This is a genomic window from Actinomadura nitritigenes, assembly GCF_017573545.1.
Lineage (GTDB): Bacteria > Actinomycetota > Actinomycetes > Streptosporangiales > Streptosporangiaceae > Spirillospora > Spirillospora nitritigenes.
Genome location: NZ_JAGEOK010000038.1, coordinates 19,069 through 44,784 on the forward strand (window position 1 = coordinate 19,069; position 25,716 = coordinate 44,784).

Sequence of the window (25,716 nt, forward strand, 5' to 3'; positions counted from 1 at the left end):
CGGGTTCTTCAGATTTCCGGACCGGGTGCTTAGGGGGTGCGGTGGCGTCGGTTCTCGTCGCCCGTGAGGCGGAGCTGGCCGCCCTGGCGGACGCGTACGCGCGCGCGTGCGAGGCCGGGCCGGTGACCGTGCTGGTCGGCGGCGAGGCGGGGATCGGCAAGAGCCGGCTGGTCGCGGAGTTCGCGGCCCGGCTGCCGTCCCGGACGCGGGTGGCGCGCGGCGACTGCCTGGAGGCCGGCGGCGGGTTCGCCTACGCGCCGTTCATCGCCGCGATGCGCGCGCTCGTCCGCGACCTCGGCGCCGAGCGCGCCGCCGGCCTGCTGCCGGGCGGCGGGCGGCTCGGGCTGGCGCACTGGCTGCCGGTCCTCGGCGTCGCGCCGGACGAGCCCGACCCGGTGTACGGGCGGGCCCGGCTGTACGAGGACGTCCTGACGCTGGTCGAGGGCGCGGCGCGGGAGCGTCCGCTCGCCGTCGTCCTGGAGGACCTGCACTGGGCGGACCCGTCGAGCCGCGAGCTGCTGGCGTTCCTCGTCCACAACCTGGCCGGGCCGGGTGTGCTGCTGGTCGGCACGTACCGGTCGACGGACCTGGACGAGCGGCATCCGCTGCGTCCGGTGCTGGCCGGGCTGGCGCGGTCGCCGCGGGTCAGCCTGCTGGAGCCCGCGCCGCTGACCTGCGACGAGGTCGGCGGGCTGGTCGCCGCCCGGCTCGGCTACCTGCCGGACCGCGGCGTCGTCGAGGAGATCGCGCGGCGCAGCGAGGGGAACCCGCTGTTCGTGGAGGCGCTGGCGGACGCGGGCGCGCAGGGCGGGACGCCGCGCCGGTTGCGGGACCTGCTGCTCGCCGGGTTCCGCTCGCTGCCGGACGGGTCTCGTGGCGTGCTGCACGCCGCGTCCGTGGCGTCGGCGTGGGGCGGTGGTCTGGCGCACCGGTTCCTGGCGTCCGTGGCGGGGCTGAACGACCTGTCTCTAGAGGACGCGATACGTCCTGCCGTGGACCGAGGTCTTCTCTTGGCGGAGGGCGACGGATACTCGTTCCGGCATGCGCTCCTACGCCAAGCCGTGTACGAGGACGCCTTGCCGAGCGCGCGCGCCCGCCTGCACAAGCGTGCCGGCGCCGCTTTGCAGGCCGACCCCGACCTCGTCCCGGACGGGCGCGCCGCGGCGGAGGAGGCCGCGCACTGGTGCGCGGCGGGCGACCAGGAGCAGGCGTTCGACGCCCTGTGGCGTGCCGCCGCCTCCGCACGCGCCGTCCACGCCCACCCCGAGCAGCTGCGCATCCTCGAACGCGTGCTCCGCCAGTGGGACGGCATCGCCGAGCCCGAGCGCGTGCTCGGCGCCGACCGGGTCGACGTCCTGCACCGCGCGGCGGAGGCGTGCCTGTCGGCGGGGGAGGCGGCGCGGGGCGTCGACCTCGCGTCCGAGGCCCTCGCCGCCCTCGACCGGGAGAGCGATCCGCGCCGCGCCGCGCTGCTCCTCGAACTGCGCAGCATGCTCCGCCACCGGCTCGGCGACCCGGCGCTCGACGACCTGCGCGCGGCCGTGACGCTGCTGCCGGACGGGGCCCCGGCGGCGGTCCGGGGGCGTCCGCTTTCGACGCTGGCCAACCGGCTGTTCCTGATGTCCCGGCCGGACGAGTCGCGGGCGCTGGCGGCCGAGGCGCTCGCGGCGGGGTGCGAGTCCGGGGACGCGCGGGTGCGGGCGTGGGCGCTGCTGACGCTCGGCTCGCTCGACGGCGCAGCCGGGGACCTCGACGCGGCGCTGGCCCGGATCGCCGAGGCGGCGGAGGTCACCCGTGCCGCCGGGGAGTCGGCGGTCCCGCTGGTCATCGCGGCGATGGCGGAGGCGGACGCGCTGCACGGCATGGGCCTCGACGAGCGGGCCGCCGGGGCGGTGGCGGCCGGGCTGGAGACCGCGCGCCGCGCCGGCCTCGACCGGGACCAGGGCGCGGGCCTCGCCGCGAAGGGCGCCGAGCCGCTCTGGGACCTCGGCCGCTGGGACGAGGCGGCCGCCCTGCTACGGGACGTCCTCGCGCTCGACCCGCCGCCGCTGTTCCGCGCGCTCGCACAGGTCAACCTGGGGTTCATCGTGCTCGCGCAGGGCGACGCCGCGGCGGCCGGCGAGGCGGCGGACGCGGCGCACGCGGTGATGGGGGACCGCTACTGGGGGAAGGCGTTCCGGCTCCCGCTGCACGACCTGCGCTGCAGGGTCGCGATGGCCCGCGGCGACCTCGCCGGCGCCGACGGGATCCTCGTCCGCGCCCTTGACGGACCCGGTCTGCCTGAAACGTCCCGCTTCGTATGGCCGCTGCTGCTGACCGGCGCCCGGCTGTGCGGGGAGCGGCTCGCCCGGTCGGCCGCCGAACCCGACGCGGCGTGCGGAGCCCGCGAACGGCTGGCCGAGCTGCGTGACCTGGCCGAGGAGCTGCCGGTCATCGGGCCGGTCCAGCACGCGTACCGGGCCTCGTTCCGCGCGGAGGCGGGCGACGGGGGCTGGGACGAAGCGGTGCGGGCGTGGCGCGGTCTCGGCCGTCCCTACCCGCTGGCGTGGGCCCTGTTCCGCGCGGCCGAGGCGCCCGGCGTCCCGTCCGGGCGGGCGGCCGAGGCGTGCCGCGAGGCCGCGTCGATCGCCGCGAGCCTCGGCGCGAAACCGCTGCTCAAGGACATCGAACTGCTCGCCGCGCGCGCCCGCCTTCCCCTCGTCGAACCGGCCCCGGCCCCGCCCCCGGCCCCGGACCCTGCTCCGGCGACGCCGGATCCGGCGCGGCGGCTCGGCCTGACGCGCCGCGAGACCGAGGTGCTGCGGCTGGTCGCGGACGGCCGCAGCAACCGGCAGATCGCGGAGGCGCTGTTCATCTCGGCGCGGACGGCGGGCGTCCACGTCTCCAACATCCTGGCGAAGTTGCAGGTCGCGTCCCGGACGGAGGCGGCGGCGCTCGCACACCGGCTGCGCCTCTTCGACCCGCCCGCCGACTGATCCGTTCCCGCCCCCGGTGGCGGCGCGCCGCGCTCGGAGAAACCGGCGCCCACCGCCTAGTACTCCTTGAGGGCGATGGCCGTGGCGGCGGCGTGGATCGGAGCGATGACCTTCGCCATCACCCGCTCCCGCCCCGGCATCCGGTTCATCAGCCCGAGCATCGCCATCGAGATCCGGACCGCGCCCGCCGTCCGCATCACCATGCGCTTGAGGTTCGCCGGCCCCAGCTTCTGGTTCCGCTCCACGAACGGGCGCATCTCGCGCTCGTACGCGGCGAACCCGGCCCGGTGGTCGCCGCCCGCGGCGGCCAGCTCCCCGGCCAGCACGTACGCACCGACCAGCGCCAGGCTCGTGCCCTGGCCGGACGCGGGCGACGCGCAGTACGCGGCGTCGCCGAGCAGCGCGACCCGCCCGCTCGACCAGCGGTCCATCCGGACCTGGGCGACCGCGTCGAAGTAGAAGTCCGGCGCCGCGCCCATCCCGTCGAGCAGCCGCGGGACCTCCCATCCCTCGTCCGCGTACGCGGCCGCCAGCGCGCGCTCTTGCGCGGCCCGCTCGCGGGGGACGTCCGTCCCGTCCGACCGGAACAGGAACATCGCCTTGGCGTCCGCGCCGTCGCCGGTGCTGTAGGCGAGGGCCGTCCGGCCGGGTCCGACGCAGGTGACCTCCTCGCGGTCCAGTCCCAGGTGGTTCGGCACGCCGAAGATCGCGATGCGGTGGCCGAGGTCGCGGACGAACCGCTCCTCCGGCCCGAACGCCAGCGACCGGGTGGCCGAGTGCAGCCCGTCCGCCCCCACCACCAGGTCGAACGTCCGGACGAGCCCGCTCGCGAAGGCGACCTCGACCCCGGCGCCGGTCTCCGTGAGCGCGGTGATCGAGTCGCCGAACAGGTACTCGGCGCCGGTGCGCTCGAAGATCAGCCGGTGCAGGTCGCCGCGCAGCACCTCCGCGTCGCCGTGGACCCGGCCGCCGAAGGTGTCGCCGTCCATGCTCGCGACCCGGCGGCCCGCCGCGTCCACGACCGTCCCGCTCCGGACGCCGGTGCGCCGCGCGCGGACCTCGTCCAGCAGGCCCATGCGCTCGACGACGGTCAGGGCCGCGCCCCGGACGTCGACCTTGTAGCCGCCGTCGCGGATGGCGGGCGCCCGCTCCACGACGGTCGGGGCGAAGCCGTGGCGGCGCAGCCAGAAGGCGAGGGTGAGGCCCGCGATGCCGGCACCGGAGATCAGGACGCTCGTGTCCGCGTTCGTGTTCATGCCCCGAACGGTACATCCGTTTAAGACAAATGTGCAAGACGCTCGTGTAAGACGGTCGTGCAAGAAATCGGATAGAGTGCTCCCATGGGCAACCGTGAAGACCTCCTGGACGGCGCGAGGCGCTGCCTGCTGAGCAAGGGGTACACGCGCACGACGGCACGCGACGTCGCCACCGAGTCGGGCGTCAGCCTGGCCGCCATCGGCTACCACTTCGGTTCGAAGGACGAGCTGCTGCGCGCGGCGCTGCGCCAGGCGATCGAGGAGTGGGGCGAGGAGATCGCCGCGATGCTCGCCGCCGAGACCGACCCGGGGCTGTCCGGGGCGGAGCGGTTCGAGGCCACCTGGGAGCGGATCCTGGCGTCGTTCGCGCGGACGCGCCCGCTCTGGGCGATCCAGTTCGAGGTGATCGCGCAGATCGAGCGGACGCCGGAGCTGCGCGCCGCGTTCCCGGAGGCCAACCGGGAGGCGCGGCTCGGGCTGGCCGAGCTGTTCGGCGCCGGCCCGTCCGTCCTCGGCGAGCGGCGCGCCGAGATGGCCGGCGCCTGCTACCAGGCGCTGCTGGCCGGCCTGGCGGCGCAGGCGCTCGTCGACCCGGACGGCGTGCCGGCCGCGTCCGACCTGGTCGACGCGGTGCGGGCGATCGGCGCCGCGATCCAATAGAACGGAATCATTCGTTCCCTTAGTATGGACGCATGGAGACCACCACGCCGGCGCCCATGAGCGGTCGCAAGGCTCAGGCGGCGCGCAACGACGAACTGATCCGGGAGGCGGCCCGCGCGGTGTTCACCGCGGACCCCGGTGCTCCCATCGCCGCCGTCGCCGAGCACGCGGGGGTCGGCATCAGCGCCCTCTACCGCCGCTACAAGAGCAAGGAGGACCTGCTCCAGAAGCTCGCCGACGACGGCATGGACCGCTACCTCGCCGAGGTCGAGGCGGCGCTCGCCGACGACGGCGACCCCTGGGAGGCGTTCGCCGCGTTCATGCGCCGCTGCCTGGACATCGGCGCCGGGTCCCTCACGATGCGGCTCGCGGGAAGCTTCCCCGTCACCGACGCGATGAGCGCCAAGGGCCGCGAGGTCCACATCGCCACGACGCGGCTGCTGGACCGGCTGAAGGAGGCCGGCGCGCTCCGCCGCGACATCGAGGTCGGCGACGTCTCGGTGATGCTGGAGTACCTGCACGGCATCCGGATCGGCGGCGACGAGCGGATGAACCGGCTGCAGCACCGCTACCTGGCGCTGATGCTCGACTCCCTGCACCTCGCCGGCGCGGAGGAACTGCCCGGCCCGCCCCCCACCTGGCAGGAACTGCGTGGACGGTATGACGACTAGAACGACGAGAACGCCTCAGGGGCTGGACCGACGTGCCCTCAACCGGGCGCTGCTGGCGCGCCAGATGCTGCTGCGGCGCCACGAGATGACCGCCGTCGAGGCGATCGAGCATCTCGTCGGGATGCAGTCGCAGGCGCCGAACCCCCCGCACATCGGGCTGTGGAGCCGGCTCGGCGGGTTCTCTTTCGACGACCTCGCCGCGCCCATGAACGACCGCCGTGTCCTGCGGATCGTGCTGATGCGCGGCACGCTGCACCTGGTCACCGCGCGCGACGCGCTGATGCTGCGTCCCCTGACGCAGCCGGTCCTCGACGGCCACCTCAGGAGCCCGCGCGGCGCGGGCCTCACCGGCGTCCCCGACGCCGCCGCCCACGCGCGGAAGATCCTCGAGGAGGAGCCGCGCTCCGACAGGGAACTGCGCGCGCTCCTCGCCGAGCACCGGCCGGACGCGGACGCCGCGCTGCTCGTCTGGGCCGTCCGCCTCTCGCTGCCGCTGGTGCAGGTCCCGCCGCGCGGCATCTGGGGCAGGTCCGGCGTCGCCAAGCACACCACCCTGGAGTCGTGGCTGGACGGCCACCCCGTCCCGGAGCCGTCCGTGGACGAGATGGTGCTGCGCTACCTCGGCGCGTTCGGGCCGGCGACCGTCCAGGACGTGCAGCAGTGGTCGGGACTGACCCGGCTGGGCGAGGTCGTCGAACGGAACCGGGCCGGCCTGCGGGTCTTCCGGGACGGGGACGGCCGCGCGCTCTACGACCTGCCGGACGCGCCGCGCCCCGATCCCGACACGCCCGCGCCCGTCCGGTTCGTCCCGGACTTCGACAACCTGCTGCTCTCGCACGCCGACCGGGCGCGGATCATCAGCGAGGAGCACCGCAGGCGGGTCTTCACCGTCAACGGCATCATCCGCGCGACGTACCTGGTGGACGGGTTCGTCCACGGCCTGTGGAAGATCGAGAAGGAGCGCGGCGGCGTGACGCTGCGGATCTCCCCGTTCGCGCCGGTCCCGGCGCGCGAGCGGGAGGCGCTCGCCGAGGAGGGCGCGCGCCTGCTCGCCGCCGCCCATCCCGGCGCGAAGGAGCGCGCCATCGAGTTCGGGCCGCCGGAACCTCGTTGAGCCGTGGCGGGCCGCCCTCGTCGGCGGTCTTCTAGGGCGCCGCGCCGCGAGCCGGCGCGCCGGTCAGCCGCGCCCGTTCGCGCAGGGCGCCTCGCGGTGCGGGTCGAGCGAGGTCAGCAGCGTGTGCAGGGTCCGCCGGAACTCCATCATCTGCTCGCGGGTCAGCGGGTCGAACAGGTTCCGGCGGACCTCGGCGACGTGGCCCGGGGCCGCCTTCTCCAGCGCGGCGAACCCCTCGTCGGTCAGCTCGGCGATGGTCGTCCGGCGGTCCTCGGCGTCCTTGGACCGGCGCACCCAGCCGGCCTCCTCCAGCCGGTTGACCGCGTGCGAGAGCCGGCTCGGCGACGAGTGGACGACCGCGGCGAGCTCGGTCATGGTCAGGGCGCGGCCGGGCGACTCCGACAGCATCGCCAGGATCATGTAGTAGGCGTGCGGCATCCCGGAGTCGCGCTGGAGCTGGCGGTCGAGGGCCTCGTTCAGCAGCCGGGAGGTCCACAGGAACGCGCGCCAGGTCTCCTGTTCGTCGGCGTCGAGCCACCGGGTGTCGGTCATGTCCGTATTTTACGCAAGTATTTGAACCCTCAAGACTTGAACGTTCAACCAAATGGGAGATATGGTTCAGATCTGAACTTTTACCGTTGGGGGATGCCATGAGCCGGATGCCGGTGCTCTACCTCAGCCACGGCGCGCCGCCGCTGGCCGACGACGCCGTCTGGACCGCCGAACTCGCCCGCTGGTCGGCCGGGCTGCCGAAGCCGGAGGCGGTCCTCATGGTCTCGGCGCACTGGGAGGAGGCGCCGCTGTCGATCGGCGCGACCCGTCCCGTGCCGCTCGTGTACGACTTCTGGGGTTTCCCCGAGCACTACTACACGGTCCGCTACGACGCGCCAGGCGCCCCGGAACTGGCTTCTGACGTGCGCAAACTCATTCCCGGCGTGCATCAGGACGAGGAGCGCGGCCTCGACCACGGCGCCTACGTCCCGCTCGTGGAGATGTACCCGGACGCGGACGTGCCGGTGCTCCAGATGTCCATGCCGACCCTGGACCCCGAGCGGCTCTTCGAGCTCGGCCGGACGCTCGCGCCGCTGCGCGACCAGGGCGTCCTGATCGTCGGCAGCGGGTTCACCACCCACAACCTCCGCGCGATGAGCCCCGCCCCGGACGCCCCGCCGCCCGCCTGGTCCGCCGAGTTCGACGAGTGGGCGGACCGCGCCGTCGAGGGCGGCGACGTCGACGCGCTGCTCGACTTCCGCGCCAAGGCGCCCGCGGCGCGCCTCGCCCACCCGCGCACCGAGCACTTCGCGCCGCTGTTCGTGGCGCTGGGCGCGGACGCGGACGCGGCGTCCGGGCGCCGGTCCGTCATCGACGGCTACTGGTTCGGGATGGCGAAGCGCTCGTTCCAGTTCGGCTGACCGCGAGCACGGCGTACAGCCCGCGGGGCCGGGGGCCTGGCGGGCCATCGAAGGCACGGTGACGGGCCGCGGCGGTGCGCGTGCCGCCGCGGCCCGTCCCGCCGGATCACTTCAGGCGGGCGTCACTCCATGTCGGCGAAACCGGCGCGCCACGACGGGGTCTGCGGCTTCCAGCCGAGGCCGAGCGCCTTGGCGTTCGACACCGGACGGCCCGTCGTGGCCGCGTGCTTGCCGGCGCTGCCCGGCGTCGGGGCGCCGAGCGCCGCGCTGTACACCGGCAGCCACTCCGCGGTCGTCGCCGGCTCGTCGTCGACGATGTTGACCGGCCCGGCCGGCCAGTCCAGCGCCGCCATCGCCGCCGCGGCCGCGTCGTCGGCGTGCACGAACGACGTCCACGCCGGCGCCAGCCGCAGGCTGCCCGCCTTCACCCGCTGCGCGATCGCGCCGTCCGGCGCGTACCAGGTGCCGGGCCCGTACAGCGCCCCGTACCGCAGCACGACGCCGCGCGGCATCTCGGCCACCGCGTCCTCCAGCGCCGCGATGCCCGCGTAGGGCGGCAGCGAGGAGTCCAGCGCGTTGGTCTCGCTCGCGGGCGTCTCGCCCGCCAGGTACAGCCACGCGATGCTCTGCGCGATCATCGTCTCGACGCCGACCGCCTTCGCCGCCTCGACCAGGTTGCGGGTGCCCTCGACGCGCAGCCGCGAGTTGGCCTCGAAGTCCTCACCGCTGAGATCGGTGAGCTGGTGGACGACCACGTCCGGCCGCGCCTCCGCGACGGCCGCGCGGACGGCGGCGGCGTCGAAGGCGTCCATGACGACCGGCGCGGCCCCGAGCGCGGAGATGGAGCCGGTGCGCTCCTCGCGGCGTGTCGTCCCTGCGACCTCGTGGCCCGCCTGGACGAGCAGCGGGATCAGCCGGCGGCCGATGACTCCGGTCGCTCCGGCGAGGAAGATCTTCAAGGGGGTAACCTCCACGACTGTCACGCCTTTGTGGTCGTCCGACGGCAGGATAGGCAGAGTCCTGATCCAGGTCACGCGCGGCCCCGGCGCGGGCCGCCCCCCGTGGCCGCCGGACGACGGGCGGACGAGCCGCACCGCCCCGTGGAAGCCCGTCCGAGATGAGCGTACCGCCGGAGACCGTCCGTGTGCGTTTCGTGCCCGCCGCGGGGGAGAATTCTGTGCATGAACATCACTCTCGTCCGAGGTGACATCACCGAACAGGACGTCGACGCGGTGGTGAACGCGGCGAACTCGTCATTGCTCGGCGGCGGCGGGGTCGACGGGGCGATCCACCGCAGGGGCGGCCCGGAGATCCTGGACGAGTGCCGCAAGCTGCGCGCCGCGCAGTACGGCGGCGGGCTCCCGACCGGGCAGGCGGTCGCGACGACGGCGGGGCGGCTGCCGGCCCGCTGGGTGATCCACACCGTCGGGCCGGTGTACTCCCGGTCCGAGGACCGCTCCGGCCTGCTGGCCTCCTGCTACCGCGAGTCGCTGCGGGTCGCCGACGACCTGGGCGTCGCGTCGATCGCGTTCCCGGCCGTGTCGGCGGGCATCTACGGCTGGCCGATGGACGACGCCGCCCGGATCGCGGTCGGTACGGTGCGGGCGGCGCAGACCAAGGTGTCGGACGCGCGGTTCGTGCTGTTCGGCGAGGACGCGTACGAGGCGTTCGAACGCGCCGTCGGGACGCCCTAGCGGGCGTCGCCGTCAGCCGGCCTTCCTGCGAAGGCTCCGTCGGGACGCCCTGCCGGGCGTCGGCGTCAGTCGTCCTTCTTCGGCGGCGGCACGACCAGCACGGGACGTCCGGCGTGGTGCAGGACCCGCGTCGACACGCTGCCGAGGATCACCGACCGGGCGCCCGCGAGGCCGCGCGACCCCGTCACGACCAGCGAGGCGTCCAGCTCGTCGGCGACGTCGACGATCGCGGCCCACACCGGTCCGCCGCCGCGCTCGGCGCGCGCGGTCACCTGGGTCGCGCCGGCGGTCTCGGCCAGCTCGGCGCCCTTGCGGGCGAGCGCCTCGGCCTGCTTCTCCTCCTCGAACTTCCCGTCGTCGTCCTGCTCGGCGGTGACGGGGACGCCCGCGGCGAGCGGCGCCCAGGTGATCTGGGTCAGCAGCGGCTCCCAGACGCTGAGGACCACGATGGGTTCCGGCTGGAGGTGCTTCGCCGCGTACTCGATCGCGGTCTTCGCGTCATCAGAACCGTCAAAAGCAATCAGCACAGTCATACCGGAGATATCTCCAGATCAGCGTGCGGAATTCCCTCCGGGCCCGCCAGTGATCAAGCTCTCACCCGGCCGCGGGCGCGCGTCCGGGGCCGGGCGGACCGGCGAACGCCTGCGCCACGTCCAGCCACCGGTCGGCGTCCGCGCCGGTCGCGGCGACGGCGAGGTCGGCCCGGTTGCGCCGCTGCGTGACCAGGTGGCAGAAGTCGAGCGCGGGCCCCGCGACCGACTGCGCCGCGCCGTCAGGGCCCCACGTCCACTTCTCGCCGCCCGGACCGGTCAGCTCGACGCGGAACTCCTCAGCCGGCGGCTCCAGGCCCCGGTTGCGGAACGCGAAGTCGCGGGTCCGGACACCGATGTGCGCCACGTGCCGGAGCCGGGCGGACGGCTCGCGCCGGACGCCGAGCGCGTCCGCGACGTCCTCGCCGTGCGCCCACGTCTCCATCAGCCGCGCCGTCGCCATGGACGGCACGCTCATCGGCGGCCCGAACCAGGGCAGCCGGGTGCCCGGCGGGACGTCGGCGAGCGCCTCGACCATGCGGCGGCGGCCGTCCCGCCACCGGGCGAGCAGGGCGGCGGGGCCGGCGGCCGCGCCCTCGCGGGCGCCCCGCTCGACGTAGCCGGCGGGGTCCGCGACGGCCTGTTCGAGGTGGTGGGCGAACGCGTCGGCGTCGGTCGCGGCGTCGACCGCCTGCCCGTCCGTCCAGGCCAGGTGGGCGATCTGGTGCGCGATCGTCCACCCCTCGGCGGGCGTCGGGTCCGCCCAGCGCGCGGCGGGCAGCGGCGCCACCAGGGCGTCGAGGGAGTCGCCTTCGGCGGCGAGGTCGGCGAGCAGGCTGTGCAGGTCCGGCATCCGACCAGGATTCCGTGCCGGACGCCGTCCCGTACAGCCCTGGACCGCCCCGAACAGAACGCGATTCAGTCCAGATGCGGTTCGGGCCGACGCGATCCAGTCCGGGGGGCGCGCCCGGTCAGTCCACGAGCGCGCGGGCGGCGGCGTAGTCGGCCTTGCCGTTGGGCAGCCGCAGCGAGCCGTCGGTCCGCACGAACGCCTTCGGGATCTTGTAGCGGGCGAGGCGGGCGGCGCAGCCCTCGCGCAGCGCGCCGTCCTCCGGAGCGGCCGCCGGGCGGAGCACCGCGACGATCTCGGTGCCCCAGCGCTCGCTCGGCCGGCCCACGACCAGCGCGTCCTCGACGCCGGGCAGCTCGCGCAGCACGCCCTCGACCTCCTCGGCGAACACCTTCTCGCCGCCGGTGTTGATCGTCGTCGCCTCGCGCCCGTGCACCTCGACGGTGCCGTCGGCGAGGTGGCGGGCCCGGTCGCCGGGCACGACGAGGCGGTCGCCGCCGATCGTCAGGAACGTGGCGGCGGTCTTGTCCGGGTCGCCGAGGTAGCCGAGCGGGATCGCGTCGCCGCCCTTGGCCAGCCAGCCCAGCTCGTCCTCGCCCGGCTCCAGCCTGCGGGTCCGGTCGGCGCTCAGCACCGCGCCGCCCGGCGCCATCGCGAACGTGCGGGCCTCCGCGCCGGCGCGGGTCACCGAGAAGCCGCTCTCCGACGAGCCGAGGACGTCGATGATCCGCGCGCCCGGCAGCAGGTCCAGCAGCCGCCGCTTCACCTCCGGGCTGATCGCCGCCGCCGAGTTGATCATGGTGCGGAGCGTGCCGAGGTCGTGCGGGCGGCGCTCCAGCGCGTCCGCGATCGGCCGCGCGAACGCGTCGCCGACCAGTGGTATACGGGTCGCCCGCTCGCGCTCGGCGGTCGCCATGAGGTCGGCCGCGTCCAGGCCGTCCACCCGGTCCGGAAAGATCACGCAGCCGCCGGCGCACCACGCGCCGAGCGCCGACCAGGTGCCGGCGCCGTGCATCAGCGGTGGGCCGACGACCACCCGCTGGTCGCCGCGCACCGCCCGCGCGACCGCCTCGTCCAGGTCGTCGACGGGGGAGCCGTCGCGGCGGCGCATGCCGAGCGGGCCGAGCATCAGGTCGCCGATCCGCCACAGCACGCCCTTGGGCAGCCCGGTCGTTCCGCCGGTGTAGAGGATGTGCAGGTCGCCGGCCTCGGGCCGGACGCCGGGCAGGGGGTCCGCGGACGCCGCGGCGAGCGCCGCCTTGTAGTCGAGGGCGCCGGGCAGCAGGTCGCCGCCGGACTCGTCCGCCACCTGGAGGAGCAGCGGCGGGACGTCGAGGCGCTTCACGACCCGCCCGATCGCCTCGGCGAACCGGGCGTGGTACATGATCGCGGCGGGGCGCGCGTCGGCGAACAGCTGCGCCAGCTCGTCGTCCACGTACCGGTAGTTGACGTTGAACGGGGCGACCCGGGCCTTGTGCGCGCCGACCAGGCCCTCGACGTACTCGGGGCCGTTGTGCAGGTAGAGCGCGAGGTGGTCGTGCGGCGACTCCCACGGCTCGGCCGCCCGCCGGTCGCCGCGGACGCCGAGCCCGTGCCCGTGCAGGACGTGCGCGAGCCGGCGCGTCCGCCCGGCGACCTCGCTCCAGCTCAGCCGCCGGTCGCGCCAGACCATCGCCTCGCGGTCGGGAACGGCGGCGGCGACGGCCTCGTGCAGGGTCGCCAGGTCGAGCTGGGGCATGCGGCTCTCCTCCGGGTGAGGGGTGCGGGTCGGGGACGCACGTCGGGGATCAGCGTAAACGAACACTTATCGTCATGACCGAATCGGGTTCGATTACCGGCATGTCTCATCAAAGCCCGACAATCTGCAGGTGGTTGGATCGCAAAAGCCCGTCGGGGAGGTGACCCGCGGCACCACGAACCCCAACCGCCTGCGCCGGATCGACCGCTGGATCGCCGCCACGCAGGCCGCCGCGCTGCGCGCGGGCGAGCGGCCCCTCGCCGTCGACCTCGGCTACGGCGCGTCCCCGGTCACCACCTATGAGCTCTACACGCGGCTGCGCGCGGTCTCGCCCCGGCTGGACGTCGTCGGCATCGAGATCGAACCCGACCGCGTCGCCGCGGGCCGCGCCTTCCTCGGCAGGACCGGACCGCACGACGGGCTGTCGTTCCGGCGCGGAGGCTTCGAGGTGCCGGTGCCGCGCCGGCCTGTCCTCATCCGCGCGTTCAACGTGCTCCGCCAGTACGACGAGCCCGCTGGCTGGCGCGCCTGGGAGCGGATGTGCTCGCGGCTCGCCCCCGGCGGCGTCCTCGTCGAGGGCACCTGCGACGAGATCGGGCGCCGCGCCGTCTGGGTCGCGCTCGGCCCCGACGGGCCCCGGACGATCACGTTCGCGACGCACCTCCCGGCCCTCGGCCGCCCTTCCGACCTGGCCGAACGACTGCCGAAGACGCTCATCCACCGCAACGTGCCCGGCGAGCCCGTGCACGACCTCCTCGCAGCGTTCGACCGCTGCTGGGCGACGGCCGCGCCGCACTCGGCGTTCGGCCCGCGCGCCCGCTGGATCGAGGCGGTCCGGCTGCTCGCCCGGACCCATCCCGTCCTCACCCGCCCGCCCCACGGCGGCCGCCGCCGCTGGCGCCTCGGCGAACTGACCCTCCCCTGGACGGCCGTCGCCCCCCGCACTTCTTCGTGACCTGCGGCGAGTCGTCGTCATGGGCCCGTCCAACACGACGACCCGCCGCACGTCAGCCCGTCAGCTCTCGCGGTGCAGCCTGTACGGGGCCGCCTGGACGCGGGGCTGGACGTCGATCCGGTCGATGTTGACGTGCGGCGGGCGCGTCACCGCCCACGCGACGCAGTCCGCGACGTCCTCCGCCACCAGCGGCTCGGGGACGCCCTCGTACGGCTTCGCCGCCCGCGCCTCGTCGCCGCGGAACCGGACCAGCGAGAACTCCTCCGTCTTCACCAGCCCCGGCGCGACCTCGGTGATCCGGACCGGCTTCGCCACCAGCTCCAGCCGCATGACCTCGTTCACCGCGTACGCGGCGTGCTTGGCCGCGTTGTAGCCGCCGCCGCCCTCGTACGGGACGTGCGCCGCGAGCGAGGTGATGTTCACCACGTGCCCCGTGCCGCTCTCGATCAGCTTCGGCAGCAGCGCCTTCGTCACCCGGACGAGCCCGAGCACGTTCGTCTCGTACATCGCCCGGTAGTCGTCGAGGTCGGCGGTCTCGACGGTGTCGAGGCCGAGCGCGCCGCCCGCGTTGTTGACGAGCACGTGGCAGGCCCCGACCGCCGCGGCCAGCGCGTCCACCGACTCCTGCGAGGTCACGTCCAGGGTGAACGGCATGATCCTGGCCGCGCCGGGGACCTCCTCGGAGATCTCCTTGGCGAGCTCGTCGAGGCGCTCGCGGCGCCGCGCCGCCAGGACGACGTTGAAGCCCTCCGCCGCCAGCCGCCTGGCCGTGGCGGCCCCGATTCCGCTGCTTGCTCCGGTCACTACCGCGGTCTTACGCATGCGTCCAGCCTCCCAGGTGGGGGCCGCGCGCCCGCCGGTGAGGTCGATCACTGCGGCGAGAAGTGACGATTGTCCACCTTCCTGAGGGAACAGGTAACGCGGCCGATAGGTTGCACTACCGGAGGTGGTGTCCGGTGTCGCGTCGTATCAACCGAGTTGCGACGGTCAGTGTTCATACTTCCCCCCTCGACCAACCCGGTACCGGCGACGCGGGCGGCATGAACGTCTACATCGTCGAGGTGGCCAAACGGCTGGCCGCCCGCGGCGTCGAGGTGGACATCTTCACCCGCGCGACCTGCCGCGCCCTGCCCCCCGTCGCCGAACTCGCCCCCGGCGTCCTCGTCCGGCACGTCGTCGCCGGCCCGTTCGAGGAGCTCGACAAGGGCGAACTGCCCCGCCAGCTGTGCGGCTTCACCTCCGGCGTGCTGCGCGCCGAGGCGTCCTACGACCCCGGCCACTACGACCTCCTGCACACCCACTACTGGCTTTCCGGCCAGGCCGGATGGGCCGCTAAGCAGCGCTGGGGCGTCCCGCTCGTGCACTCGATGCACACCATGGCCAAGGTCAAGAACGCCGCGCTCGCCGACGGCGACAAGCCCGAACCGGACGAGCGCGTCCTCGGCGAGGAGCAGGTCGTCGCCTCCTCCGACCAGCTCGTGGCCAACACCCGCGAGGAGGCCGACGAGCTGATCGGCCTGTACGGCGCCGACCCGCGCCGCGTCGCCGTCGTCAGCCCCGGCGTCGACCTGTCGGTGTTCCGCCCCGAGTCCCCGGTCCTCGCGCGCAGCACCGGGCTCCTCCCGCACCGCACCGGCCCCGCCCGCCGCCGCCTCGGCCTGCCCCGCGAGGCGTACGTCCTGCTGTTCGTCGGCCGCATCCAGCCCCTCAAGGCCCCCGACGTGCTGCTGCGCGCCGCCGCCCGCATGCTCGACGACGACCCGTCGCTGCGCTCCCGGCTCGTCGTCGCCGTCGTCGGCGGGCCCAGCGGCTCCGGCCGCTGCCGCCCCGAGGGCCTGCAATCACTCGCCGCGGAACTCGGCATCGCCGACGTCGTCCGGTTCGAGCCGCCGGCCCCGCAGGCCGACCTCGCCGACTGGTACCGCGCCGCCGACGTCACCGTCGTCCCGTCGCACAGCGAGTCGTTCGGCCTCGTCGCCGTCGAGTCCCAGGCGTGCGGGACGCCCGTCGTCGCGGCCGGCGTCGGCGGGCTCCGCACCGCGGTCGCGGACGGCGAGTCCGGCGTCCTGGTCTCCGGCCACGACCCGGCGGACTACGCCGCCGTCCTGCGCGGCCTGCACGCCGAGCCCGGCCGGCACAACCGCCTCGCGCGCGGCGCCGTCCGGCACGCCCAGGACTTCGGGTGGGACGCCACCGTCGACCGCCTCCTGGACGTGTATACCGGTGCCATGTCGCTACCGGCCGTCCGCCTCGCACCGCCCACGCTCTCTCCGCAGCTGACCGCGGAGGTGACCGCATGAGCGAAGCGAACGCGAGCACCGTCGAGACGATCCGGGACGCGCTGCGGGCCGCCGAGCTGGAGTTCGACGAGCCCCGCGAGAACGCGTTCTTCGTCAAGCTTCCCGGTCAGCACAAGCTCGCCACCATGACCTGGCTGATCGTCGGCGACCACAGCCTGCACGTCGAGGCGTTCTTCTGCCGCCGCCCCGACGAGAACCACGCCGAGTTCTACCGGTTCCTGCTGGAGAAGAACGGCCGCATGTACGGGGTCGCCTTCGCCCTCGACGACGTCGGCGACGTCCACCTCGTCGGCAAGGTCCCGCTGGAGTCCGTCAGCGCCGAGGAGATCGACCGGCTGCTCGGCTGCGTCCTGACCTACTCCGACGAGAACTTCGACAAGGCCCTCGAACGCGGGTTCAAGTCGTCGATCCAGCGGGAGTGGGACTGGCGCGTCAAGCGCGGCGAGAGCCTCGCCAACCTGCAAGCCTTCGCGTCCTTCGCGGACCCGGCCAACCGCGAGTAGATCCGCGCGTCCCGATAGGCTCTGCCCCATGGCGACCCTGGTATTGCTCCGGCATGGCGAAAGCGTCTGGAACGCGGAAGACCTGTTCACCGGCTGGGTGGACGTCGACCTGTCCACCAAGGGCGAGAGTGAGGCGACCCGCGGCGGCGACCTGCTGCTCGACGCCGACATCACGCCCGACGTGGTGCACACCTCCCTGCTGAAGCGGGCCATCCGCACCGCCAACATCGCGCTGGACGTCGCGGACCTGCTGTGGATCCCGGTCAAGCGCTCCTGGCGGCTCAACGAGCGCCACTACGGCGCCCTCCAGGGCAAGAACAAGGCGCAGACGCGCGAGGAGTTCGGCGAAGAGCAGTTCATGACCTGGCGCCGGTCCTACGACACCCCGCCGCCCCCCATCAAGGACGACGACCCGCTGTCCCAGGTGAACGACCTGCGCTACGCGGAGCTGCCGTCCGAGCTGATCCCGCGGTCGGAGTGCCTCGCCGACGTCGTGGACCGGCTGCTGCCGTACTGGTACGACTCGATCGTCCCGGACCTCGCCGCCGGCAAGACCGTCCTGGTCGCCGCGCACGGCAACTCGCTGCGCGCCCTGGTCAAGCACCTGGACGATGTCTCCGACGAGCAGATCGTCGGCCTGAACATCCCGACCGGGATCCCGCTCGTCTACGAGCTGGACGACGACTTCGCCCCGCTCAAGCGCGGCGGCGAGTACCTCGACCCGGCCGCCGCGAGGGCCGCCATCGAGGCCGTCAAGAACCAGGGCGGCGGCAAGAAGCCCGCCGCGCCGGCGAAGGCCGAGCCGAAGAAGGACGCGCCGAAGTCCCGGCGGGGCCGCAAGAAGTAGACCGCCGCGAAGGGCCGCCGGCGACGGCGGCCCTTACGGCACGAAGACGAAGAACACGGGTGTGAGCGCGGCGCTGAGCCCGAGGAACGACAGGGGCCCGCTCGCCCAGGCGGACGCCCGCGCCTGCCGGTATGTCGCTCCGGCCTTCTCCAGTTCGCGGCGCAGGTCCGCGTAGGGCCCCCGGCCCCGGTCGGGCAACGCCATCAGCGCCACCGGCGCGTACGCGAAGGCCGCCGCCAGGCTCAACGTGCTCGCAAGCCATCCGTCGAAGGCCGTGTGCACGGCGTACTGCGCCAGGCAGTGGATCGCCATGTACGCGAGGTAGAGCAGGGCCGACAGCAGGGCGGCGGACGCGGTGCCGCGCGCGATGCGGAAGACCGGCCCCCAGAGACGGCCGATGACCCAGGTGCGCGTCACGAACGCCCACAGGGTGGCGGCGATCAGGACGCCGATGATGCTCCACGTCGCACCGGCGCTCACCCCCCGATGATCGCAGAACGGGCCGTTCCCGATAAGCCTCCCGTAACGACCGCCCCCGGCCGTTCCCCTGACGCGCCCCGCCCCGCCGCGCCGCTGCTCCCGCCCGCGCCGCCGCAGTGCCGTCCCCGCCCGCAGTTCATGATCGTCAACGGGATACTGTAGCGCGATGGCATGCCGCATAACCGAGCTGGTCATCGACTGCCGGGACCCCGAGACCCTCGCCGAGTTCTGGTGCGCGGTGCTCGACTACGCCGTCCTGGAACGCGAAGACAACGGCGACATCGAGATCGGGCCCGCCGGAACCGAACTGGGGGAGGGCGGGATCAGGCTGGTCCTCAGCCGCAGCGACGAACCGAAGCGCGGCAAGCTGCCCCTGCACCTCGACGTGAACGCGACCGACCGCGACCAGGACGAGGAGCTCCAGCGGCTGTTCGACCTCGGTGCGCGGACCGCCGACGTGGGGCAGACGGGCGAGGAGTCCTGGCACGTCCTCGCCGACCCGGAGGGCAACGAGTTCTGCCTGCTCCGCCGGAGGGTGCAGCCGGCATCGCGCTGAGAGGCACCGTGCAGAGCGTCCCCGTGCGGAGCGTCACGGCGCCGGGGACGCGGAGCGCCCGCGGAGGGGCGGGGTGGCCGCCGCCACGATGGCGACGGCGCCGAGGCAGAGCAGGCCGCCGCTGACGGCGGCCGCGGTGCCGGACGTGGCGTCCGCGACGAGCCCGGCGCGCAGGTTGCCGAGGTCGGGGCCGGCCTGCCCGACGATCTGCTCGGCGGCGCCGACCCGGCCGAGGAGTTCGGTGGGAGTGCGGTTCTGGACGACGGTGCTCCGCGACACCACGGAGACGGTGTCGGCGGCGCCCGCCAGGACCAGGCAGGCGAGTCCCGTCCACGGGTCCGGCGAGAGGCCGAACAGCGCGAGCGCGGCGCCCCAGCCGGCGGAGCCGGCGAGCATGACCCGGCCTGGATGGGGGAGCCGGGTGAAGGTGCCGGACAGCAGCGACGCGGCGACGCCGCCCGCCGCCATCGCGGTGAGGAACAGCCCGAGCGTGCGCGGGTCGTCGCCGAACCGCTCCGCGTTGATCAGCGGGAACAGGCTGACCGGCATCGACAGCACGGTGACGGCGAGGTCGGTGAGCAGCGCCCCGCGGATCACCGGGGTCCGGACGAGGAACGCCAGGCCGTCCAGCACCCCGCGCAGTCCGGGACGTGCGGGCTCGTCGCCCGGACGCATCGGCGGCAGGCCGAACGCGCCGTAGAGCGCGGCGGCGAAGGTGAGCGCGTCGATCAGGTAGCAGCCGCCGACGCCGAGGCCGCCCACGACCAGCCCGCCCAGCGCGGGCCCGGCCAGCATGGCGCCCTGGAAGGCGATCCGCCGGAGCGCCAGTCCGGCGGCCACCTGGTGCTTCGGCAGCAGCCTCGGGACGAAGGTGCGCGAGACGGGCCCGCCGCCCGCGGCGAAGCAGGACTGCACCGCGACCATCCCGAGGACGCCGGCGGGCGGGAGGTGCCCGAGGAGGCCCTGGAGCGCGAGGGCGAGCGAGCACGCCGTCTGCCCGGCCGTCGTGAGCAGGTAGAACCTCCGGCGGTCCACGCGGTCGGCGAGCGATCCCGCGAAGAGCCCGAGCGCGACGAGCGGAACCGCCTGCGCCAGGCCGACCGCGCCGGTCCAGGTGGTGCTCCGCGTCGCCTGCCAGACCTGGAACATCACGGCGACGAGCGTCATCTGCCCGCCGAACCCGGAGAGCGTCTGCCCCGCCCACAGCCGCCGGAAGGCGGGCGACCCGCGCAACGGCGCGACATCGAGCAGCATGTTCCTCAGCGTCATGCGCGATCGCCCTCCCCGGGGGTGTGGGAGCGCGCGAAGACTACAGGGCGCGGCCGGGCTCGAGGCGGCGGCGGCAGCCGGCCGCGAGGAGCGCGAAGCCCCGCGCCGTCGCGGGCGCGGGGCCGGCCGTCCGGATGGGCGGGCGTCCCGACGGGCAGGGCGCGGGGCGGGCCGTCCCTCCCGCACGGCGAATGCCGGGCGGGTCCGTCGAGGGTGATGCCGACCTGGTGTTCGGCGGGTCAGGAGCCGACGTGCTCCAGGGGGCGGTCGGGCTCGGCGGACGCGCGGCGGTCCCGGCGCAGGATGGAGAGGGCGATGCCCAGGCCCGCGACGGTGAGGGCCGCGCCGACCAGGTACAGCGAGCGGGGGCCGGGGCCCTGGTCGATGACGGCGCCGCCGAGCCAGCCCGCGAACGCGGCGGCGACCTGGAAGCCCGAGGCGTTGACCGCGACGGCCAGCGTCGGCGCGGCGCCCGCGGCGCTCAGCACGCGGGTCTGCATGCCCGGGATGATCGCGAAGGCGAGCAGCCCGAGGGCGAAGAGCAGCGGGACGGCGAGGACCCGCGCGGCCCCGGCGGCCCAGAACAGCACGAGGACGGCCGCGAGAACGGCGAGCAGGCCGGCCAGCGACGGCATCAGGGCCCGGTCCGCGAGCCGGCCGCCGAGGAAGTTCCCCGCGACCGCGCCCGCCCCGTACACCAGCAGCAGGACGGGCACGGCGCCCTCGCCGAAGCCGCTGACGCCGGTGAGGAGCGGTGCGATGTAGGAGAAGACGGTCACCACGCCCACGTTGCCGACGGCTGTGAGCGCGATGGCGAGCTGGACGTCGCGGCCCGCGAAGACGCGCAGCTCGCCGCGCACCGAGCCGGTGGGGGCGGGGATCGCGGGGACGAACCGCAGCACCATCAGCAGGCCGGCGGCGGTGACCGCGGCGACGGCCGCGAACGCGGCGCGCCAGCCGAGATGCTGGCCGACGAGGGTGCCGAGCGGGGTGCCGAGGACGATGCCGAGGTTCATCCCGAGGGCGACCTTCGCGACGGCCGAGGCCTGCCTCCCCTCGGCGGCCGTGGAGACGGCGGTGGCGATGGCGACGGCGAAGAACGTCGCGACGACGAGCCCGGCGGCGAACCGGGCGGCCAGCAGCAGCCCGTAGCCGGGCGCCACCGCGGAGCCGAGGTTGGCGAGCACGGACACCGTGACGAGCCCCGCGACGAGGGGGCGGCGGGGCAGCCGCGCCGTCAGCGCGGTGACGACTGGACCGCCGACGATCATGCCGAGCGCGTAGGCGGTGACGAGCCGGCCGGCCGCGGGCACCGGCACCGCGAGCCCGGCGGCCACGTCGGGCAGGATGCCCGCGATCACGAACTCGCCGGTGGTCAGGCCGAACACCACCAGCATCAGCGAGAGCAGGGGGAGGGGCACGCGTACGCTCCAATGTAGTTCGAACTCGTATAGTTCGAACTATCATTATCATGACTCGAATCAGGTCGGGTAGACTTCCGGCATGGCGCAGCAGCCCGCGCAGGCGGCGGACGACATCGACCGGGACGTGTGCAAGCTCGTCCACCGGTTCGTGCAGCGGCTCGACGTCCACGTGCGGCGCGTCGCCGAGGACGTCGGCATGACCGCGTCCCAGGTCGTCGCGCTCCGCGAGCTGTCCGAGCCGATCACGGCGCGCGAGCTGGCCGTCCGGATGGCGTGCGAGGCGTCCAACGCCACGTTCGTCCTCGACCGGCTCGAAGCGCAGGACCTGATCGAGCGCCGCCCCCACCCCACCGACCGGCGCGCCAAGCAGATCGTCCTCACCCCGGCGGGGGAGCGGGCCCGCGCCGGCGTCCTCGACCGCCTCGGCGCGCACTCCCCGCTCGCCGCGCTCGCCGACGACAGGCAGGAGGCCCTGCGCGACCTGCTCCGCGACCTGCTGGCCGACGGCTGAGCACCCGCGGCCCGCGCGGAGCCGGGCCCGAACGCGCGTCCGCCTCGCCGGACGGCGCCGGTCAGGCGAGGTCGGCGAGGGTGTCCCGGAAGCGGTGGACGAGCGGGTCGGTCTCGTTGGCGCGCCAGACGAGGTAGAGGGTCGTGTTCGTGCCCGCGAGCGGGCGCGGCGCCACCCCGACGCGGCGCAGCGCGCGGTGCGAGTCGGGCATCACCGCGCCCCCGAAACCGGCCGCGACCAGGGCGAGGACGGTCTGCACGCTGCGGCCGCGCGCGCCGATGCGGGGCACGACGCCCGCCTGGTCGCACAGCGCGAGGATCTCGTCGTGGGAGTGCGGCGACACCTCGCGCGGCCACACGACGAGCGGGATCCGGCCGAGCGCGCTCAGCGGCGCGGGACCCGCCGCGTGCGCGAGCGGGTGCGCGGACGGCAGGAACAGGGTGAGCGGCTGGTTCCACCACGGCTTGGTTGCGAGCCGGGCGTCGCGGGACGGGAGCCGCTGGACGGCGAGGTCGAACCGCCCGTCGAGCACGCCGTCGGACATCTCGGCGTCGTTGAAGCTCTCCTCCAGCCGCAGGTCGACGCGGGGGAGTTCGCGGCGGAGCCGGCCGAGCGCGCCGCCGAGCGGCCCGTTGATCCCGGACCCGGCGAACGTCACCGTCACGCGTCCGGTGAGGCCCTGCGCGGCGAGCCGGACGTCCTCCAGCGCCGCCTCCGCCTCGGCCAGCACCACCGAAGCCCGCTTGACCAGCGCCTTTCCGGCGGCGGTCGGGGTGAGGCCGCGCCCTTCGCGGACGAACAGCCCGGTGCCGAGGCGGCGTTCCAGCTCGCGCAGCTGGCGGCTGAGGGTCGGCTGGGTCAGCCGCAGGCGGCGCGCGGCGCCGCTGATCGAGCCCTCCTCGGCGATCGCGACGACGTAGCCGAGCATCCGCAGATCCATCCATGCCTCCCGAGCATGGGAAGTATATCTCCACATGCCTCAGAGGCAGCCGAAGCGGGTTTCCGGGCCACGATCGAGTCATCGCAAACCGCTTCGAGGAGGACGAGATGAACCGCGAAGAGCGCCACCGGCACGGAATGAAGGTCCTGGAGCAGGTCGACGGGGAGGCCGGGCAGCGGATCGTCGACTCGCTCGCCGACGTCTCGCCCGAGCTGGGCCACCAGGTCGTCGCCTGGGCGTTCGGCGACATGTACGCCCGGCCCGAACTGCCCGCACGCGACCGCCAGCTCGTCACGCTCGGCGTGCTGGCGGCGCTGGGCGGCTGCGAGATCGAGCTCGAGGTGCACATCAACGCCGCGCTGAACGTGGGCCTGACCGCCACGGAGATCGCCGAGGCGCTGCTGCACACGTCCGTCTACGCGGGGATGCCCCGATCGATCAACGCGACGCTCGTGGCCAAGAAGGTGTTCGGCGAGCGCGGCCTGCTGCCGGTCAGCAACCTGTCGTGAACGCGGGCGGGCCCTTCCGGGAGCGTCTCCCGGAAGGGCCGGAGGTCAGGTGAGCGCCGGTTCCGGGGTGCGGGGGGCGGTGGCCGCCCGCCCGGCGCGGCCGCGCCGGGCGCCGAGTGCGAGGAGGGCGGCCCCGAGCACCGTCCAGCCGGCGAGCACCGCGATCGGGCGGGCGGCGCCGGCGCCGTCGAAGAAGGCGGCCGAGCGCAGCAGGGTCGCGCTCGCGCCGGGCGGGAGGTACTGGCCGACCTCGCCCCACGGCCGTGGCAGCAGCTCGGGGGCCGAGGTCGCGGCGGACAGCGGGTTGCCGACCAGCAGGAAGACGACGGCGCCGAGGCCGAGCCCGGCCCGCGCGAGGGAGGCCAGCCCGGCGACGGTGCCGGTGACGGCGGTGATGGTGACCGCCATGACGCCGGCGATGGCGAGGTAGGGGCCGGGCAGCAGCGACATCCAGGACTGCGCGAGGGCCGCCGAGCCGAGCCCGCCGAGCAGCGCGAACAGCAGCACGCCGGCGGCCCGCCAGGACACCCGGCGGACCGTGAAGGTCAGCAGCGCGGCCGCGGCGATCGACGACATGATCAGCGGGAGCGCCATGCCGCCGAACCCGGTGCCGCGCGGGTCGTCGGGATCGGCGGCGACGACGTCCCGGACGGCGGGCACCGCGCCCGCCGCCGCGTCGCGCTTCGGGGCGAACTGCTGGGCCAGGGCGTCGAGCTGCTGCGCGATCGCCGGGGAGGCGGCGGAGGCGGTGAGCACCTGCGGCCCGGACGGCGAGGCGATGATCGCGCCGTAGGCGTCGCGGTCGGTGAGGGCCTTGCGCGCGGACGCCTCGTCCGGGCGGGTCGAGATGGCGAAGGCGCCGGGCCGGGCGTCCGCCAGCCGTTCGGCGACCGGCCCGGCCGCGGGGCCGGCCACGACGATGGGGACGCGGCGCGGCGCGAGGTGGGCGGACGGCCACGCGAACGCCGTGATCATGACGATCTGCAGCAGTGCGGCGCCGACGGCGGCGCCCAGGGCCCGCACCGCGGGGGAGGACTTCATGCCCGCTCCTCAAGAAAAGCGAATGTCCGTTCTTTTTAACTCTCGAAAGCGTCGCACCGCTCCGGCCGGCTTGTCAAGAAACGAACGTTCGTTTTAGATTGGGGAGATGCCGCGAGTCAGCGAGGAGCACCTCGAACGCCGCCGCCGCCAGATCCTGGACGCCGCGCGCCGGTGCTTCGTGCGCAAGGGCGTCCACGAGACGTCCATGCAGGACATCTTCGCCGAGTCCGGGCTGTCGGCCGGGGCCGTCTACCGGTACTTCAAGAGCAAGAACGAGATCGTCGCCGCCAACCTGATGGCCGTGGTCGGCGACCTGCAGGCGTTCCTGGTCGACCTCACCACCGGCGACGGGCCGCTCCCGCTGGACGAGATCCTCGAAGCGCTCGCCGACAAGCTCACCGGCCTGTCCGGCGAGGACGGGCCCGTGCGGCTCGCCCCGCAGGCCTGGGCCCTCGCCATGTACGACCCGGGCCTCGCCGACCACCTCACCCGGTCGTTCGCCGGGCTGCGCGAGATCTGGGGCGCCTACCTGCGGCGGCTCGTCGACGAGGGGCGGCTGCCGGCCGGGACCGACGTCGAGGCCGCGAGCAAGACCCTCTTCGCGATCATGCCCGGCTACCTGCTGCAGCGGCTCCTGATCGACGACGTGACGCCGCAGGATCTGAAGCGCGGCATCAGGGCGCTCGCCAACGCCGCCCTGGTCGCGCAGCCCGTCTGACCCCGCCGCGGCCCGGCCTGGGCGGCCGGGTCAGGAGAGCTCGGTGATCTCCGCGGGGCGCTGCCCGGTGACCAGGTAGACGACGTTCTCCGCGACGTGGACGGCGTGGTCGGCGAAGCGCTCGAAGTAGCGGCCGGCGAGCGTGATGTCGACGGCCGGCTCGACGCCGTGCTTCCACTTCGGGGACAGCAGGATGTCGAACAGGCGGCGGTGCAGGCGGTCCATCTGGTCGTCGTCGGCGTCGAGCTCGAGGCCCATCTCGACGTCCTGGGACGCGATCACACTGCCCGTCTTGGCGATCATCCGCTCGGCGATCTGGCCCATCTCCAGCACGGTGGCCTGCAGCTCCGGCGGGACGGCCGACTCGGGGTGGCGGCGGCGCGCGGTCTTGGCGATGTGCACCGCGAGGTCGCCCATCCGCTCCAGGTCGCCGCTCATCCGCAGCGCGGTGATCAGCGTCCGCAGGTCGCCGGCCACCGGCTGCTGCCGGGCCATCAGGTCGAAGACCGTCTCCTCGATCTCCGCGTCGATCTTGTTGACGTGCTCGTCCCCGCTGATGACCTCCTCCGACAGCCGCAGGTCCGCGTCCAGCAGCGCGGTGACCGCGCGCGCCATCGCGGAGCGGACGAGCCGGGTCATCTCCACCAGCTTGTCGGAGAGGGAGTCGAGCTCCTCGTGATACGCGTCACGCAATTGGGATTCCTCGGGGCAAAGGGGGCGAAAGAGGGTCATTCCGGGCGGACTCGCCCACGCAACAGCCTGC

27 protein-coding genes are annotated in these 25,716 nt (G+C 74.4%); 14 read left to right on the forward strand and 13 right to left on the reverse strand.

Annotated features, from left to right (window positions below; all coding sequences use genetic code 11):
* Positions 1-41: 41 nt before the first annotated feature.
* A complete protein-coding gene (locus J4557_RS51960; RefSeq protein ID WP_208272202.1) occupies positions 42-2,975 on the forward strand; it encodes a helix-turn-helix transcriptional regulator in 2,934 nt (977 codons plus the stop codon).
* Positions 2,976-3,031: 56 nt separating this feature from the next.
* Here the strand turns inward: J4557_RS51960 and J4557_RS40860 are convergent, their stop codons facing one another.
* Positions 3,032-4,231, reverse strand: coding sequence for an FAD-dependent monooxygenase (locus J4557_RS40860; RefSeq protein ID WP_208272203.1), 1,200 nt, complete (start codon positions 4,229-4,231; stop codon positions 3,032-3,034).
* A gap of 84 nt (positions 4,232-4,315) precedes the next feature.
* On the opposite strand from J4557_RS40860, the gene J4557_RS40865 reads away from it, so the two are divergent.
* Genes J4557_RS40865 through J4557_RS40875 form a run of 3 tightly spaced genes read left to right on the forward strand, consistent with a single transcriptional unit; the run spans position 4,316 to position 6,676 of the window.
* A complete protein-coding gene (locus tag J4557_RS40865) occupies positions 4,316-4,891 on the forward strand; it encodes a TetR/AcrR family transcriptional regulator (protein ID WP_208272204.1) in 576 nt (191 codons plus the stop codon).
* Positions 4,892-4,923: 32 nt separating this feature from the next.
* Positions 4,924-5,562 (forward strand): TetR/AcrR family transcriptional regulator, encoded by a 639-nt coding sequence (locus J4557_RS40870; protein WP_243777162.1) that lies wholly within the window; start codon positions 4,924-4,926, stop codon positions 5,560-5,562.
* Positions 5,552-6,676, forward strand: coding sequence for a winged helix DNA-binding domain-containing protein (locus J4557_RS40875; RefSeq protein ID WP_208272205.1), 1,125 nt, complete (start codon positions 5,552-5,554; stop codon positions 6,674-6,676). Before J4557_RS40870 ends, J4557_RS40875 begins: the two co-directional genes overlap by 11 nt.
* A 63-nt stretch (positions 6,677-6,739) precedes the next feature.
* On the opposite strand, the gene J4557_RS40880 is transcribed toward J4557_RS40875, so the two are convergent.
* Positions 6,740-7,228: a MarR family winged helix-turn-helix transcriptional regulator gene (locus J4557_RS40880; RefSeq protein WP_208272206.1), complete on the reverse strand. Its 489-nt coding sequence runs from the start codon at positions 7,226-7,228 to the stop codon at positions 6,740-6,742.
* 98 nt (positions 7,229-7,326) lie between these two features.
* Here J4557_RS40880 and J4557_RS40885 point away from each other — a divergent pair, with 98 nt between their 5' ends.
* Positions 7,327-8,088 carry a dioxygenase family protein gene (locus J4557_RS40885; protein ID WP_307800500.1) on the forward strand — a complete coding sequence of 254 codons (762 nt, stop codon included), beginning with the start codon at positions 7,327-7,329 and terminating at the stop codon, positions 8,086-8,088.
* Positions 8,089-8,210: 122 nt separating this feature from the next.
* On the opposite strand, the gene J4557_RS40890 is transcribed toward J4557_RS40885, so the two are convergent.
* Complete coding sequence (locus J4557_RS40890; RefSeq protein ID WP_208272207.1) at positions 8,211-9,047, reverse strand: NAD-dependent epimerase/dehydratase family protein; 837 nt, start codon at positions 9,045-9,047, stop codon at positions 8,211-8,213.
* A gap of 222 nt (positions 9,048-9,269) precedes the next feature.
* Between J4557_RS40890 and J4557_RS40895 the strand changes: the two genes are divergently transcribed.
* A complete protein-coding gene (locus tag J4557_RS40895) occupies positions 9,270-9,782 on the forward strand; it encodes an O-acetyl-ADP-ribose deacetylase (RefSeq protein ID WP_208272208.1) in 513 nt (170 codons plus the stop codon).
* A 65-nt stretch (positions 9,783-9,847) separates the two neighbouring features.
* Here the strand turns inward: J4557_RS40895 and J4557_RS40900 are convergent, their stop codons facing one another.
* The 3 genes from J4557_RS40900 to J4557_RS40910 all read right to left on the reverse strand — a co-directional run bounded on the left by J4557_RS40900 (position 9,848) and on the right by J4557_RS40910 (position 12,900).
* Positions 9,848-10,315, reverse strand: coding sequence for a universal stress protein (locus J4557_RS40900; RefSeq protein ID WP_208272209.1), 468 nt, complete (start codon positions 10,313-10,315; stop codon positions 9,848-9,850).
* 61 nt (positions 10,316-10,376) lie between these two features.
* Entirely contained in the window at positions 10,377-11,165 is a 789-nt protein-coding gene (locus J4557_RS40905; protein WP_208272210.1) for a TIGR03084 family metal-binding protein, read from the reverse strand.
* A 118-nt stretch (positions 11,166-11,283) separates the two neighbouring features.
* On the reverse strand, positions 11,284-12,900 hold the full coding sequence (locus tag J4557_RS40910; protein ID WP_208272211.1) for an AMP-binding protein: 1,617 nt from the start codon (positions 12,898-12,900) through the stop codon (positions 11,284-11,286).
* 130 nt (positions 12,901-13,030) lie between these two features.
* Here J4557_RS40910 and J4557_RS40915 point away from each other — a divergent pair, with 130 nt between their 5' ends.
* Positions 13,031-13,855 (forward strand): class I SAM-dependent methyltransferase, encoded by an 825-nt coding sequence (locus tag J4557_RS40915; protein WP_208272212.1) that lies wholly within the window; start codon positions 13,031-13,033, stop codon positions 13,853-13,855.
* A 60-nt stretch (positions 13,856-13,915) separates the two neighbouring features.
* On the opposite strand, the gene J4557_RS40920 is transcribed toward J4557_RS40915, so the two are convergent.
* A complete protein-coding gene (locus tag J4557_RS40920) occupies positions 13,916-14,677 on the reverse strand; it encodes an SDR family NAD(P)-dependent oxidoreductase (RefSeq protein ID WP_208272213.1) in 762 nt (253 codons plus the stop codon).
* 134 nt (positions 14,678-14,811) lie between these two features.
* Here J4557_RS40920 and mshA point away from each other — a divergent pair, with 134 nt between their 5' ends.
* The 3 genes from mshA to J4557_RS40935 are packed head-to-tail and all read left to right on the forward strand — an operon-like array spanning position 14,812 to position 17,505.
* Positions 14,812-16,155, forward strand: coding sequence for a D-inositol-3-phosphate glycosyltransferase (gene mshA / locus J4557_RS40925; protein WP_208272214.1), 1,344 nt, complete (start codon positions 14,812-14,814; stop codon positions 16,153-16,155).
* Positions 16,152-16,658, forward strand: a complete 507-nt coding sequence (locus J4557_RS40930) for a type III secretion system chaperone family protein (RefSeq protein WP_208272215.1) — start codon at positions 16,152-16,154, stop codon at positions 16,656-16,658. The genes mshA and J4557_RS40930 overlap by 4 nt, the downstream gene beginning before the upstream one ends.
* A gap of 28 nt (positions 16,659-16,686) precedes the next feature.
* Positions 16,687-17,505: a phosphoglyceromutase gene (locus tag J4557_RS40935; RefSeq protein ID WP_208272216.1), complete on the forward strand. Its 819-nt coding sequence runs from the start codon at positions 16,687-16,689 to the stop codon at positions 17,503-17,505.
* A gap of 33 nt (positions 17,506-17,538) precedes the next feature.
* Here the strand turns inward: J4557_RS40935 and J4557_RS40940 are convergent, their stop codons facing one another.
* Positions 17,539-17,985, reverse strand: coding sequence for a hypothetical protein (locus J4557_RS40940; protein ID WP_208272217.1), 447 nt, complete (start codon positions 17,983-17,985; stop codon positions 17,539-17,541).
* Positions 17,986-18,151: 166 nt separating this feature from the next.
* Here J4557_RS40940 and J4557_RS40945 point away from each other — a divergent pair, with 166 nt between their 5' ends.
* The gene (locus tag J4557_RS40945) at positions 18,152-18,541 is read left to right on the forward strand and encodes a VOC family protein (protein WP_208272218.1); all 390 of its coding nucleotides are present in this window, start codon (positions 18,152-18,154) and stop codon (positions 18,539-18,541) included.
* Positions 18,542-18,574: 33 nt separating this feature from the next.
* On the opposite strand, the gene J4557_RS40950 is transcribed toward J4557_RS40945, so the two are convergent.
* Entirely contained in the window at positions 18,575-19,810 is a 1,236-nt protein-coding gene (locus J4557_RS40950) for an MFS transporter (protein WP_208272219.1), read from the reverse strand.
* A 239-nt stretch (positions 19,811-20,049) separates the two neighbouring features.
* Positions 20,050-21,231, reverse strand: a complete 1,182-nt coding sequence (locus J4557_RS40955; RefSeq protein ID WP_307800501.1) for an MFS transporter — start codon at positions 21,229-21,231, stop codon at positions 20,050-20,052.
* A gap of 82 nt (positions 21,232-21,313) precedes the next feature.
* On the opposite strand from J4557_RS40955, the gene J4557_RS40960 reads away from it, so the two are divergent.
* On the forward strand, positions 21,314-21,745 hold the full coding sequence (locus tag J4557_RS40960; protein ID WP_208272220.1) for a MarR family winged helix-turn-helix transcriptional regulator: 432 nt from the start codon (positions 21,314-21,316) through the stop codon (positions 21,743-21,745).
* A 61-nt stretch (positions 21,746-21,806) separates the two neighbouring features.
* On the opposite strand, the gene J4557_RS40965 is transcribed toward J4557_RS40960, so the two are convergent.
* Complete coding sequence (locus J4557_RS40965) at positions 21,807-22,685, reverse strand: LysR family transcriptional regulator (protein ID WP_208272221.1); 879 nt, start codon at positions 22,683-22,685, stop codon at positions 21,807-21,809.
* A 107-nt stretch (positions 22,686-22,792) separates the two neighbouring features.
* On the opposite strand from J4557_RS40965, the gene J4557_RS40970 reads away from it, so the two are divergent.
* Positions 22,793-23,194 carry a carboxymuconolactone decarboxylase family protein gene (locus J4557_RS40970; RefSeq protein ID WP_208272222.1) on the forward strand — a complete coding sequence of 134 codons (402 nt, stop codon included), beginning with the start codon at positions 22,793-22,795 and terminating at the stop codon, positions 23,192-23,194.
* Between the two features lie 45 nt (positions 23,195-23,239).
* Here J4557_RS40970 and J4557_RS40975 read toward each other — a convergent pair whose 3' ends face one another.
* The gene (locus J4557_RS40975) at positions 23,240-24,235 is read right to left on the reverse strand and encodes a hypothetical protein (RefSeq protein ID WP_208272223.1); all 996 of its coding nucleotides are present in this window, start codon (positions 24,233-24,235) and stop codon (positions 23,240-23,242) included.
* Between the two features lie 106 nt (positions 24,236-24,341).
* Here J4557_RS40975 and J4557_RS40980 point away from each other — a divergent pair, with 106 nt between their 5' ends.
* Positions 24,342-24,953 carry a TetR/AcrR family transcriptional regulator gene (locus J4557_RS40980; protein ID WP_208272224.1) on the forward strand — a complete coding sequence of 204 codons (612 nt, stop codon included), beginning with the start codon at positions 24,342-24,344 and terminating at the stop codon, positions 24,951-24,953.
* A gap of 30 nt (positions 24,954-24,983) precedes the next feature.
* Here the strand turns inward: J4557_RS40980 and phoU are convergent, their stop codons facing one another.
* A complete protein-coding gene (gene phoU, locus J4557_RS40985) occupies positions 24,984-25,646 on the reverse strand; it encodes a phosphate signaling complex protein PhoU (protein WP_208272225.1) in 663 nt (220 codons plus the stop codon).
* Positions 25,647-25,716: the final 70 nt, after the last annotated feature.

Coding starts and splice junctions, on each gene's coding strand:
- J4557_RS40860 (WP_208272203.1), bottom strand. CDS start 4,231: ATGAACACGAACGCGGACACGAGCGTCCTGATCTCCGGTGCCGGCATC.
- J4557_RS40895 (WP_208272208.1), top strand. CDS start 9,270: ATGAACATCACTCTCGTCCGAGGTGACATCACCGAACAGGACGTCGAC.
- J4557_RS40910 (WP_208272211.1), bottom strand. CDS start 12,900: ATGCCCCAGCTCGACCTGGCGACCCTGCACGAGGCCGTCGCCGCCGCC.
- J4557_RS40885 (WP_307800500.1), top strand. CDS start 7,327: ATGAGCCGGATGCCGGTGCTCTACCTCAGCCACGGCGCGCCGCCGCTG.
- J4557_RS40960 (WP_208272220.1), top strand. CDS start 21,314: ATGGCGCAGCAGCCCGCGCAGGCGGCGGACGACATCGACCGGGACGTG.
- J4557_RS40875 (WP_208272205.1), top strand. CDS start 5,552: ATGACGACTAGAACGACGAGAACGCCTCAGGGGCTGGACCGACGTGCC.
- J4557_RS40945 (WP_208272218.1), top strand. CDS start 18,152: ATGGCATGCCGCATAACCGAGCTGGTCATCGACTGCCGGGACCCCGAG.
- J4557_RS40950 (WP_208272219.1), bottom strand. CDS start 19,810: ATGACGCTGAGGAACATGCTGCTCGATGTCGCGCCGTTGCGCGGGTCG.
- J4557_RS40870 (WP_243777162.1), top strand. CDS start 4,924: ATGGAGACCACCACGCCGGCGCCCATGAGCGGTCGCAAGGCTCAGGCG.
- J4557_RS40905 (WP_208272210.1), bottom strand. CDS start 11,165: ATGCCGGACCTGCACAGCCTGCTCGCCGACCTCGCCGCCGAAGGCGAC.
- J4557_RS40965 (WP_208272221.1), bottom strand. CDS start 22,685: ATGGATCTGCGGATGCTCGGCTACGTCGTCGCGATCGCCGAGGAGGGC.
- J4557_RS40900 (WP_208272209.1), bottom strand. CDS start 10,315: ATGACTGTGCTGATTGCTTTTGACGGTTCTGATGACGCGAAGACCGCG.
- J4557_RS40930 (WP_208272215.1), top strand. CDS start 16,152: ATGAGCGAAGCGAACGCGAGCACCGTCGAGACGATCCGGGACGCGCTG.
- J4557_RS40935 (WP_208272216.1), top strand. CDS start 16,687: ATGGCGACCCTGGTATTGCTCCGGCATGGCGAAAGCGTCTGGAACGCG.
- J4557_RS40880 (WP_208272206.1), bottom strand. CDS start 7,228: ATGACCGACACCCGGTGGCTCGACGCCGACGAACAGGAGACCTGGCGC.
- J4557_RS40920 (WP_208272213.1), bottom strand. CDS start 14,677: ATGCGTAAGACCGCGGTAGTGACCGGAGCAAGCAGCGGAATCGGGGCC.
- J4557_RS40975 (WP_208272223.1), bottom strand. CDS start 24,235: ATGAAGTCCTCCCCCGCGGTGCGGGCCCTGGGCGCCGCCGTCGGCGCC.
- J4557_RS40970 (WP_208272222.1), top strand. CDS start 22,793: ATGAACCGCGAAGAGCGCCACCGGCACGGAATGAAGGTCCTGGAGCAG.
- J4557_RS40980 (WP_208272224.1), top strand. CDS start 24,342: ATGCCGCGAGTCAGCGAGGAGCACCTCGAACGCCGCCGCCGCCAGATC.
- J4557_RS40865 (WP_208272204.1), top strand. CDS start 4,316: ATGGGCAACCGTGAAGACCTCCTGGACGGCGCGAGGCGCTGCCTGCTG.